Source organism: Candidatus Marinimicrobia bacterium CG08_land_8_20_14_0_20_45_22, assembly GCA_002774355.1.
Lineage (GTDB): Bacteria > Fidelibacterota > UBA2242 > UBA2242 > UBA2242 > 0-14-0-20-45-22.
This window is the reverse complement of sequence record PEYN01000165.1, coordinates 1-11,986: the sequence shown is the minus strand read 5'-3', so window position 1 is coordinate 11,986 and position 11,986 is coordinate 1. Positions and strand designations below refer to the sequence as shown.

The 11,986-nt window shown below is 41.6% G+C and carries 8 protein-coding genes; 2 read left to right on the top strand and 6 right to left on the bottom strand.

The window, feature by feature from the left end:
* From COT43_09630 to COT43_09610, 5 genes are all read right to left on the bottom strand, one after another.
* Positions 1-1,489 (bottom strand): helicase (locus COT43_09630; GenBank protein ID PIS27618.1); only part of this gene is annotated, 1,489 nt, incomplete at its 3' end.
* Positions 1,490-1,533: 44 nt separating this feature from the next.
* Positions 1,534-2,190, bottom strand: a complete 657-nt coding sequence (locus tag COT43_09625; GenBank protein PIS27617.1) for a hypothetical protein — start codon at positions 2,188-2,190, stop codon at positions 1,534-1,536.
* Positions 2,191-3,288 (bottom strand): chromosome segregation protein SMC, encoded by a 1,098-nt coding sequence (locus tag COT43_09620; protein ID PIS27616.1) that lies wholly within the window; start codon positions 3,286-3,288, stop codon positions 2,191-2,193.
* A 112-nt stretch (positions 3,289-3,400) separates the two neighbouring features.
* The gene (locus COT43_09615) at positions 3,401-3,907 is read right to left on the bottom strand and encodes a hypothetical protein (GenBank protein ID PIS27615.1); all 507 of its coding nucleotides are present in this window, start codon (positions 3,905-3,907) and stop codon (positions 3,401-3,403) included.
* Between the two features lie 84 nt (positions 3,908-3,991).
* The gene (locus COT43_09610; protein ID PIS27614.1) at positions 3,992-7,783 is read right to left on the bottom strand and encodes a hypothetical protein; all 3,792 of its coding nucleotides are present in this window, start codon (positions 7,781-7,783) and stop codon (positions 3,992-3,994) included.
* 180 nt (positions 7,784-7,963) lie between these two features.
* Between COT43_09610 and COT43_09605 the strand changes: the two genes are divergently transcribed.
* Positions 7,964-9,703 carry a hypothetical protein gene (locus COT43_09605; protein ID PIS27613.1) on the top strand — a complete coding sequence of 580 codons (1,740 nt, stop codon included), beginning with the start codon at positions 7,964-7,966 and terminating at the stop codon, positions 9,701-9,703.
* Between the two features lie 40 nt (positions 9,704-9,743).
* On the top strand, positions 9,744-10,193 hold the full coding sequence (locus COT43_09600; GenBank protein ID PIS27612.1) for a ribonuclease HI: 450 nt from the start codon (positions 9,744-9,746) through the stop codon (positions 10,191-10,193).
* A 4-nt stretch (positions 10,194-10,197) separates the two neighbouring features.
* On the opposite strand, the gene COT43_09595 is transcribed toward COT43_09600, so the two are convergent.
* Positions 10,198-11,986 (bottom strand): hypothetical protein (locus COT43_09595; protein ID PIS27611.1); only part of this gene is annotated, 1,789 nt, incomplete at its 5' end.

Genomic DNA, 11,986 nt, shown 5'->3' with positions numbered 1-11,986 from the left:
TCGGATCGACTTTCAGATGGGTTTTTGAATCAAATCCGTACCACTTTAAAATATGTTGTCTTGTCCGACGAACAAGAATAAACTGCAAGAGTGAACGAAATAGATTTTTTGCTTCAGATGTGGGTGTATTTTTATCCTGAATTTTTTTAAAATAATCCTTCAAATTCGGTGGATTGATGGGAATGATTGTAGTATCGCTTGTATGAAATAATTTGATTTGGTTATAAACGTCCATTGCCGATTTATTGCGTGGAGTCGCTGTCAAGAGCAGTACCTTTTTATTGCCGGTCTGCATGAAGTCCTGTAAGATTTTATACCTTTCGGGGCTTTGGTGACGGAAATGATGGCTTTCGTCTATGAGGATAAAATCGCGGTCTCGATACTTAACATCCGAGACTAGTAAATTCCATTCATCATCTTCGGATATTGATTCCCGAAGTAGAGACATAGGCAGTACTTCTGCATTTAAAGAATATTCGGCATTATAGTTTCGCCACATGTCTTCCAGTGATTTTGGACAGATTATCAAAGGTTTGGCGTTTTCCGTAATACTGAAATGCTTAACGACTGCCGCGCCAATAAAACTCTTTCCAATTCCGACTACATCTGAGGCAAATGCACCACCGTACTGACGAATAATTCCGATGATTATTTTTACTGCCTTATTCTGAAAATCTGTCAAAGCCTCGGTGATTTCATTTTGCCATAGAAATTCTCTATCATCTGTTCCTTCGATTCGATCTTTAACAAGTTCATAGAGAGTTTTTATATAGATTTCGTATGGCGTCGTCGGTCGAATCGCCCACGATTCTGCCATTTCCTGGAACAGCGCCGTATCGAAATCTTCCGCGTCGTTCCATAGATTATCAAACCAGCGTGTTAATTCATCATGATTTTCACCATTGTCGTGTACATAGACATTCAACTCGGTATTGTTAGTCAGACCGGCAAGCGATAGATTACTCGAACCGACAATGGCAATACCTTTCGATTGCGGCTGTGGATTTTTAAAATCGAAAATGTAGGCTTTAGCATGAAGGCGCGATTTGACATATACTTTAACCTTCAATCTTTGTTCAACGATCATCTGATGCAGAAGTTGAATAAGGCGCTGGTTTTCATCGTTCTGTTCAACATCCGAGATTACATCCCGAACATCATTTAAAGCTTTTAATACTTCTATCTGACGTTCTCTGCTTTTTGGATAATTCTGTCGTTCGAGTTCCTTTGAAATGGTATTCAGCCGCCGATAGCCGCGCGCCAATTCCTCTATCGTCGATTTATTGCTGACATTGCCGATGAGTAAGCGCACTTCCTTGATCTGAAAACTACCATCAGGCTCTTTTTCTTGGAGCCGTTTTTCGATAGATTCTAAACCAGAAAGGAAAAAGTAACCGACGGCAATTTTCGCCTTTTCGGTATATTCCAACTGCTGATTGATTTCGTCGGCAAGTTTTCTGGTTCGATTGTCAATGATTTGGTGCGGCATTGTTTATCCCGATATATTCACTACTATAGTTTGATTACTTCTATCTAAATTTCTTCAAGTCTCCTAAGCCATTCCGAAAAGTGCTGACATTCGGCTCGAATATTTGTAAGTCCGGTTCTTTGGGCTATCAAGCTTCCATGAAGCGGCTTTTGGTATTGTGAAAATATTGCCTTAATTCTGGCTGAGGGACAAGTTTGCGGTCTGTCGTTTATGTCCTCTGGTGATGCAAATTGTTTACGAATAGAAACAAGTCTTGGCCCTTCTTGCGGAGAAATTAAAGTATTGGCGATTTCAAGCGGTGAAGCGAATAAAAGCGCTTCAAACTCATGAAGTGAATAATATGGTAAAAAACGAGGAGAATTGATGTCAAAATATAGTTGCTGTTCAAGAAAAGCAACTTTTTCCATAGGAGTTCTCCCCTGCACGGCATCTTTGCCCGGAAAAGTATCGGGTAAAGCGTAATAATCAATACAGGTACTAACTAAGGCCGCGCTTGTATCGTTTATAAGACGTAATATCTGATTTCGTACGCGCTCATAAGGTGGAACGCCACCCTTGAACTGATTTCCCCGTTTTACAATTTTTGTTACAATGATTTTAGGTTCGATGTATCTATCAAATCCAGAAAGATATGGATTCAGAACCGTTTTTGTAAAAGTTTCTTCGGTTTGTCCTTCGACTAAGACTAAGATTTTTTTCATCTATGGGCGTCCACCGAAAATGTTTTTCTCCCATAAATCACCTACTCCAAATTCATCTAACCACTCTTCCATATTAGCATCCTGAAGATGGGTAAATGTACTTTGATTATCTTTTCGTTCAACAACGAAAATCTGAGATGGCTCAAATTGGTTTACTAATGTAACAGACTGGGTCGCAATTATTACCTGAACGGATTTTGAGGCTGATTTAAGTAATTCCGCCAGCATAGTGATCGCATAAGGATGTAATCCTAATTCCGGTTCATCAAGTAAAATAATTGAAGGCAGCTTCGGCTGAAGCAGAAGTGTCGTTAAACACATAAACCTCAACGTTCCATCGGATAAAGCGGAGGCATTAAAAGATTGATCACTTCCTTTATCATACCATTCAAGCATGATTTTTTGTGGATTTTGTTGGGTCGGTTCTAAATGGAAACTATGAAAAAATGGAGCGACAAGTCGAACTGTGTCTTCAATATTGTTGAAGTGCTGAGGATGTGTTTTTTGAAGACTATATAATAAAGCCGCGAGATTACTCGCATCGGGATTAAGCATGCGATTCTCGGAAATATCTCCAGTAAGTTTGACTTTGGCGCTTTCACTGGTATCGTGAAAATGGTACAACTTCCAACTTTTTAAATCCTGGATAACATGATGCGCTACATTTTTTGATTGATTATCAGAGTATTCAGATAATTTTGATTCGGAATGTCCGGAAGATAAATATTTTCTATAAGGTGAGGCATAAAGAGGTTTATAGTGATACCAAACACTTTCTTCGGCAAAGATAAAACGATCTTCAGCAGACGGCACCAGCTTTAAATCATAGCCATTAATTTCTTCATCAAAAGATAGAATAATACTCAGGTGGTCAGAATTCTTACGACCAAAATAGAGAAAACTATCAGCGCCTCCGGACTCGCCGGTATAGACCTGCAATTTTTTATCAACCAGTTTATTTAGGAATTTAAACAAACCGATGAAGTTTGATTTCCCGGCGCCATTTGCACCAATGAAGACATTCAGAGAATTAAGCGCGATGTCCTGAGACCGGATTGATTTAAAATTTTCAACATGTATTGTATCTAACTTTCTCATGGTACAAAAATAACACCTTTCATGGTTTTTTTATACAAATTTATAGTCGAAAATAAATTCGGAACATGAGTGAATCTTTACACACTCCTTGCCTTCGCTAACTTACCATTAATTATTTCCAATCATCAATAATGCAGTATTTCTCATATCCAAGGAGTTCAGCACGGCAACATAACCGAAATTGGATTTTTGCGCCAGTTCCGTACCAGTTTTCATTATCGATCCGGGTCTTTCCCGCAACGCTGTCGTCATTATACTCAATGATATTACCGTTCTCGTAACGGTAGATCGGGTACAATCCCATGCGACTTGTTTCCCCAAAGGACGTCGAAACGTTGGTAAAATTAGGATCTAAATTCTTCCTGAATATATCGACTATCTTTACTGATATATTTTCCGGTAACGCAACATAGTAACGATCAAGGTGATTCCCGCCCCAGATATTAAAACTGCGCTCCCTGATTTTTTTATTGGGACTATTTTGAATTGTCAACAGCGATTTCAATATATTCCTGATTATTATTTCTTCATCAATATTTACAAGTGGAAAACCAAAACCAACGACAAAATTGCGCTCTTTGATATAGTCGGTACATTTTTCCAATATGTCGTTTTTCAATTCTTTCTCCTTCTTAATCTTGAATACATTACTTAGGAAACAATCCTGTCAATCCTATAATCCCATAAATCCTGGTGCAGACATTTATACACTCCTTGCCTTCGATAACCGATTCTGCACCAACTCACAAACCGCCCAATAGACCTCGTTCCGCTCGTCTTGCGTCAAGCTTAGCGCATCAAACACAATATCGTCCAGCGCCTTGCGGTCGGGAAGTGGATTGGGATGTTGGGAACGGATAGATTTATCTTTGTCAAAACCGCAATCTAAAAGAATGCTACCGATTGTATCTTTCGCCAACATCCAAAATCGTTCTAAAAGAATTTTAGAATCAATAAAAGAGGGATTTACAATTTGAAGATTTTCAGCGACCATAACATCTATATCTGCTATTGCTTGAGCACCTGTAAGTTGACGACAAGTTAAGTCTACAAAGAAACGAGTTAAGGTCGAATTAAGAATCGCTGCTAATTCTAAAACTGAATCATTTGATTTTGGGATTATTCCATATAGTTTTTTATCTTCAAAAACTTGTTGAGTATTTAAAAGTACAAGAAATCGTTCTCCTACTTTTGCGGGGAATACAAGAGGGACTGCTTTCCAATGTTTTCCTAAAGAATACCACGGATTTCTTCCATGTACGCTCGGACGAATAGAAAATTTTTCTTTTTCACCCCATTCGATATACGCTAATACCTTTGAATTCTTTAATTCTTTTTTGTCCTTATGACATGAAATCATCTTTAGAGTCAAATTAACAAGTGGATCTGCTATACATTTCAGTTCTTTAAGAGAGAAGATAACGGGTTTCAGGAACTCTTCCTCGATTCCCCACTCGGCGATCTTGTCTTTGTCAAGGTAGAAGAATTCGTTCGCGCCGGTTTTGATTCCGAAACGCACTTCAGCAATGTCGCCCAGTCGCACGAGTTTGCCTTTGCCTTTTTCCAGTATCTTGTAGTAGATGTCCGGCGCGCGCAGGTACTTGCCGCCCCATTTATCGCCGGTATAGTTGTTGGTCGAACAGAGGTTGCTGAAATCTTTTATGTTTTTCGGTTTGGTTTGTGATTTACCGACAGAATCTGTTCGACTTACTGGTTCACTGACTTTATTGGTCGAACAGAGATCATCGAAACCGTTTGGTTCTTTCGCCTGGGTCTGTACATTTTCAACTGATTCTGTTCGACCAACAATTTCCGAACCGTTTTGGAGGAGTTCAAGCGGTGTCTTGACAATAATGCGATATTCCGGCGTCGTTTTCATTTCGCCAGCCGATTCGATTTCCTCAAAGATAACCGGTTCCAGTACATACTCGTAAGGCGTCTTGAACATGATAAATTTTACGCGCTGATCGTTGACGACCTTTTCCTGCGGATTGCCGAACAGACAAATGACGGTGTTGACGTCGGCGGATTTGAAAGTACGTTTGACCTGATTGTCCATGATGAAATGGATCGGGACGTTTTTAATAAGGAATTCCTGCAAGTCTCTGCCATAGCCGACGTCCAGCCAGGAATTGGAAGTAACGAAGCAGAAACTGCCCTGAGAATTAAGCAAAGACAAACCATGCAGATAGAAATAGACGTAGAGGTCGTTTTTGGCATTGAGCGGCTTGAGGAGTTTATCGTTCCTTTTACTCTTAAAATAATCCGGGAATTTTTCATAGACAGATTGCATCAGTTTGTTTTTATAGGCGCGTTTACGTTCCCGCCAGGCATCTTCAGAGAAATTCTCTCTATTTTCCTTTGGATCGGCGATCAATTCCTGCCGGACATAAGGCGGATTGCCAAGAACAATGTCGAAACCTTGCTGATCCCCTTCAAAGATTTCTACGAAAGCAATGTCCCAAACAAATGGTACGTTCATGGGATTTGTCAGTTTTTCCCGCATTGCATGCAGTTTTTCCAGTTCCGTCTGTTGGGCTTGTTTGGCCTGTAAATATTGTTCGCGAAGGAAGTTTAGTTGCTCTTTTTTATCTCCCTGCTCGTTGGTCAGCAGAGACAATTGTTCAAAATCCGGTTGTTCGATGATCTGGTTGATTCGGTGGATTTCCTTTCGGATTTTATCCGCCTGATGATCGATGATGGCGTCAAAGATGTTCACTTCTTCGCGGTGGATCGATTCCTTGGTACGAAATTTTCCCGTTTTATCGTTAAAGAAATATTTCAGTTTCTCGGATTTAAGGGAGGTAATCCTGCCTTTGATATAGCTGGGTAAATTTGATGTTTTCAACTGCGTCAGGTTCAAATCGCCGATTTGTTGTACCAGTGAATCGCCCTGACGGATTTTAAATGTCAAATTGGGTAAAAGCGCTTCAAGCGTGCGCTCTTCGACCTTCAAGTCGGTTTCAACGACTAATTGAAGCCAGAGACGCAGTTCGCAAACTGAGACAGCCCATTCCATAACATCGACGCCATACAGTGAATTGGCGATGATTCGTTTCTTCAGGTCATATTCGCGCTCATGCGTTCCGATCTGGTTATTGGCTCTTTTGGACAAATCGGTTATTATTGAAAGCATTCCGACGAGAAATGAGCCAGAGCCGACGGCAGGATCGAGAATGGTTACGGTTCTGAGAAATTGATCGATTTTTCCCCAAAGATTATGATGAGCGACTCTTTCATCGACGGAGTTCTTTTCATCTTCGGAGAAAGCGAAAATCAATTCATAGAGCAAATTGCGGTGTTCTTCCCCGATTTCTTTTGTCATTCGATCAACCAGCGCGAGACTGCACATGAGTCTGATTTCCGTCCGTGGCGTATAGAAAACGCCTGCTTCGCCGCGCTCGTCAATCTCATCGCTAACGTTGACCAACGATTCATAAACCTTGCCGATCATTTCCGGGTCAACGGCAACTTCCTGATCGATAGGCGAGTCTTCGGTAATCGTGAAGTTGTAACTCTGGAAGAAGTTCAGGATATTCTCAAATTGGGCATCAGTAATCAAGCATTTGTAGTCATTAAAAGCGTCGTCTTTTGGATTTTGGGTAAACAATCCTCCATTCAGGAAAGGCGCCATGTGAAGAATAGCATGGAGTTCTTGTGGCATCCACGCCGGATGAGAATATTTGTGGTTCAGCGATTCAAAGAAAAGAATTCTAAGCCAATCACTTACAAATGAATCTATCGGACGACCTGATTTGCGATAGGTGTCCCAATAATGTTTAAAAAATTCCACATCATCACCCAGCCAGCGCTTTTTTTGAATGAAGTAGAAAAACATGATACGGCTGAGAAACTGGATCGTGAATTTATGAGCGAATGCTTTATCTTTTGTTTGTTTGTAAAGATCGACTTTGATATTTCTAAATATATCGACAAACTCATCGAAAAATCTTTGCGTAACCTGCTCGACATCAAAAGCATCGTCATGTTGATTCTGTAAAGCAAGGGGTGAAACTTTTTGGTCAAGAATTTGGAGTTTGCTGATTCTCTCAGATGCGGTATGTAATCGTTCGGTTTCACCAATCCGAATTCTTCTGATATATTTTCGCTTTTCTGATTTTTGATTTTCTTCGGTTTTATCGGCAATCAACTTCACATTGACGAAATCCCAATGCGTATCATCCGAATTCGAGAAAATGGTGAGATTATAGGGATACTTTTGATTTATCTGGTTCAGAATAATCCGTTCATCCGTTCTGCGCAATTCAGATGGTTTAAGACGAATCCAGAAAATTTTGAAGTCGCCGCATCCCGCAAAGAATTCAATTTTATCTACGACTTCCGATTGTGAGCGAGCAAGTTTCTGAATAATTATTTGGCCGTCTTCTCGCTGATAATCATAGCCTAATTGTGTAAAGAGATCAATAAGGGCTATTTCTTTTTTAATAGACAATTCATTGAGCAACTGATACGTAATCTGATGTATTCCGTCCACTTGTTAAGTTACCTTTTTGTTTTAACGCTTTGCTCTCATAATCATTTTTTCAAGACTTCAAAAGAATTTTAATCTATTATTTTTATTAACGCAAGCTATAATCTATTACTCTAATTGAAAATGAATATTCCACTTTGCTTTATGGCAAGGTGTCATTATTTTTATCTTGTGAAGCGTTCGATGATTATTACAGTAATCTTGCTTGGGTGGTTTCGGTTATCGGCCGCTCAAGTTCTCATAAAAATCGCCGATTTTTTCTCCAATCCGATCGAATATCGGATGCCGCTTTCGATGACGCCTTTCGAATTCAAGGTGGGAACACAACTCGTCAGTCTATTCGGCTCTCCACTCATCTTCGATTCGACGGAAACATCGCTGGAAAATTCCGATTTGCTGTACTACCGGTCGCTGTACCGATTCGAACTCGATTTGCTGAAGTTCAACTTCCTGCGCTATGTCATCCCGCAGAATCTTGTCGATTTTCAGACCGGATTTGGCGGGAGTTATACGACGCCGCTTGCTAAATTAAAACTGCCGGATGGCTGGAACAGCGAAAGTCCAGAAGATGGAACTCGTCTGTTTTATTCGCCTCGAATTCTCGAGATTAATTTCAACCAGTCCGTCATTTTTCAATGGTCGGAACGATTTTGCAACACCGTGCAGTTCAACTATGGCAAATCGTTGGCAACTGCCTATCGTTCTCTCAGCGGAGATCGATTTCTCGACCAGCAAAAAACGACATGGTCTATCGCGGTCGGAATGAAAATGTTCATGCGAAAAGGAGAACGCTTCAAGGAAGCGTATGGTGTCGAGATCAAATATATTTCAGCAAATTTCGACCGACTGGACGATCCCAAACGGCTCAGCCCGTTGACCGGAATGAACTTCAACAGTCTCGGCGTTTATTTGACATTCAGTTCAATGTTTGGTGGTTATGAAACCGTAGGAGACGACGCTAAAAAACTGTATAAATCGGGTGATTACATCGCGGCTAAAGCCAATTTTGAGCAATTGCTCAGCGGCATTCCGAGACATCCACGACGCTTTAAGGTGCGCCGTATGATTCAGGAATGTATCAACCAGATGCCTTACCAAAATGTCATTCTCGCTGAAGGATTCATCGAGACGAAAAATTTTACAAAAGCCACAAACTATCTGGATCAGGCTAAGTCAAAACATATCGAGGAGTTAGACTCGGTGATTACCAAAGATTTCCAGAAAATCACGGAAAACTTCATTCACGACATGGATTCGCTCTTTCTGGAAAATCAAATCGATGCGGCGGAAGATTTACTAAAAAAGGTCGAAATCCTTCCAATTCCCGACATCACCAGCCTATCTAATGAATACTGGAGCGAGATATATTTCCACCGAGGCGCGCTTTTTACCGAATACGGCATCTGGGACAAAGCGGTTGCCAGCTTCGATATGGCTGTTAAAAAGCATCCGCCGATTCGGGAACGCGTCGATCCATGGTTGTTGAAAATCGCTTACGGTTATCTCAACGACGCCAATAAATCCATCGATGAGAAAAACGTCGAACTGGCGCTTGAATCCTTAAAGCGGGCGACGCGAGTTCGGCCGGATATTCAATTTATCACCAAAGAACCGATCCAGATTCTCGAAGACGGCGTTCGCGCTCTGCAAAAAGAAATGGCTATCCAAAAATTGAAAGAAACGTCGCGTCAGCGAATCCCAGTCGCTCCTAAAATCCAACCCGAGCCAGAACTTGGAATGCAGGAAGAAACGGTTTTAAAGATTCTTGAAAAACCATCAACAATCAATAAATACACAGATCACTTGAACCACCTGTTCCAACTCTGGATTTATTCTTATTCGGACGGGAGTGAAAAACAGTTCTATTTCCGCGACGGTGTTTTATTCAAGATCGAGACGGAAAAGCCAAGCCCCCCGGAATGATTTTTCTGGTTAATAACGGAAATCGTTATAAATTCGCGCCATGAAAACTATTTATACCGACGGCAGTTGTAAAGGAAATCCCGGGCCCGGCGGTTGGGCGGTTGTTATGATCGATGATTCACAAACTTTACAAAAGTACGGCGGATTTGATCCTGACACGACCAATAACCGGATGGAGATTTCGGCGGCGATCGCCGCTCTGAAACTGCTCGACCGGAATGAATCGGCAACTATTTTTACGGATAGCGAATATGTCAAACTCGGCATCACTCAGTGGCTGAAAAACTGGAAGATGAAAGGCTGGAAAACTGCCAACAAGAAAAGTGTCAAGAATCAAGACCTCTGGCAGGCGCTTGATGAACTAAATCATTCTGGAATTATCTGGAAATATGTTGCCGGTCATTCTGGAAACGACTACAACGAACTCTGCGACCAAATCGCCAAAGGAATGATCGACGCGCAAGGTCTGGGAACAGACTTATTAAAGTGAAAATCTACGAACTCAGTTTGACGTATTTAGCGACGATTGTTTTCTGACCGGCTGACCTGAACAGAATGTGAAGTTTCGCGTTTAGTCCATAACCATCTATTCCGAGAACTTTTCCCACTCCGAAAATCTGATGCGTGACAATTGATCCGATCTGGATTTGGCGACTAGCTTCCGGCACGACGAATGGCTGTCCGGATGTTTCCGCCTTATCAACGGTTTTTTTTTGATAGGATTTTCGCTGTTGACGGCTGGCTGAAATGACATTTTCTTTGCGGGATTTCACCCAAATGAGTTCCGGTGGAATCTCGGAGAGAAAGCGCGACTCCGATGAATATTTGGTCTCACCGGCGTACATGCGCGACTCCGAACACGAAAGGTAAATTTTTTCCTTCGCTCGCGTTAAACCGACATAGAAAAGTCGCCGTTCTTCTTCGATGCTTTTTTCTGACATGTCGCGTTCCATCGGCAGAAGTCCCTGATTGAGTCCGCAGATAAAGACGACGGGGAATTCCAAACCTTTCGCGCTGTGCAAAGTCATGAGCGAAACGGCATTTTTCGTATCTTCCCACGAATCGATCTGCGTGTTCAGCGCGACTTTTTCCAGATACGATTCCAGTGTCGGATTTTGCTCATCGGAGCAGAATTTGGAAATATCATTTAGCAATTCATCGACGTTTGCTAATCGTTCCAAAGCCTCTTCACCGCCCAACTCTTTAAAATAATCGCGAAGCCCCAGTTCAAGAACGACGATTCGTGACCATTCCTCAAACGAAAGCGTCGTGCGGCTGGACTGAATTCGCAAAACCATCTGATAAAATTGCGCCAGCGCCTGAATCGATCTCGGACTGAGTTCGAAACTATCTACTTGAGGTAGAGACTCATACAAAGATAAATGATTCTTATGCGCAAAATTTTCGACGTATTCAAGCGTTGTCTTGCCAATACCTCTCGGCGGAAAATTGACGATACGTTTGAAACTGACGTCGTCTTTCGGATTGCAAAGCAGGTGAAAAAAAGCCAGTGTGTCTTTGATTTCCTTCCGGTCGTAAAATTTAACGCCGCCGACAAGGACATAGACAATGTTGTTTCGGCGAAGAATATCTTCCAGCACGCGGGATTGAGCGTTCGTACGATATAAAATGGCAAAATCCTTGAATTTCCGCTTGGCATGTAAGATTTCATTCTGAATGCAGGATGCGATGCGAGCGGCTTCGTCGTATTCATCTTCAGCCTGAATTTTGTTCAGCGGTTCGCCTTCCTGATTCTTAGACCAGAGCGTCTTTTTTGCCCGATTGACATTATTAGAAACGACTGCAGAGGCGGCTTTGAGAATTGTATTCGTCGAACGGTAATTTTGCTCCAGTTTAAAAACTTTCGCTTTGGGAAATGCACTCTCGAATCGGAGAATATTCTCAATGTCGGCGCCGCGCCAACTGTAAATACTTTGATCGTCATCTCCAACGACGCACACGCGTCGGTGTTTTTTCCCAAGCGCATCAATGAACATAAACTGCGGTTTGTTAGTATCCTGATACTCATCGACGAGTATGAACTTGTACTTCCGGCGGTACTTTTCGAGAACTTCCGGAAAGGCTGTAAAAATCTTTAGCGGAAAAATGAGCAAATCGTCGAAGTCCAGAGAATTCGCCTGTTTTAACGCTTCCTGATAATAAGGATAAATCTGTTTAACCAGCAATTCCGGTAAAATCCCTTTACGTGGTTGGTAAGATTCCGGCTCGATCCACTTGGATTTCAGACTGGAGATTTTCGATAAAATATTTTGCGGCGTGATA

Excerpts from the sequence above, each read along its gene's own strand:
- COT43_09625 (PIS27617.1), bottom strand. The coding sequence starts at position 2,190 with ATGAAAAAAATCTTAGTCTTAGTCGAAGGACAAACCGAAGAAACTTTT.
- COT43_09620 (PIS27616.1), bottom strand. The coding sequence starts at position 3,288 with ATGAGAAAGTTAGATACAATACATGTTGAAAATTTTAAATCAATCCGG.
- COT43_09605 (PIS27613.1), top strand. The coding sequence starts at position 7,964 with ATGATTATTACAGTAATCTTGCTTGGGTGGTTTCGGTTATCGGCCGCT.
- COT43_09600 (PIS27612.1), top strand. The coding sequence starts at position 9,744 with ATGAAAACTATTTATACCGACGGCAGTTGTAAAGGAAATCCCGGGCCC.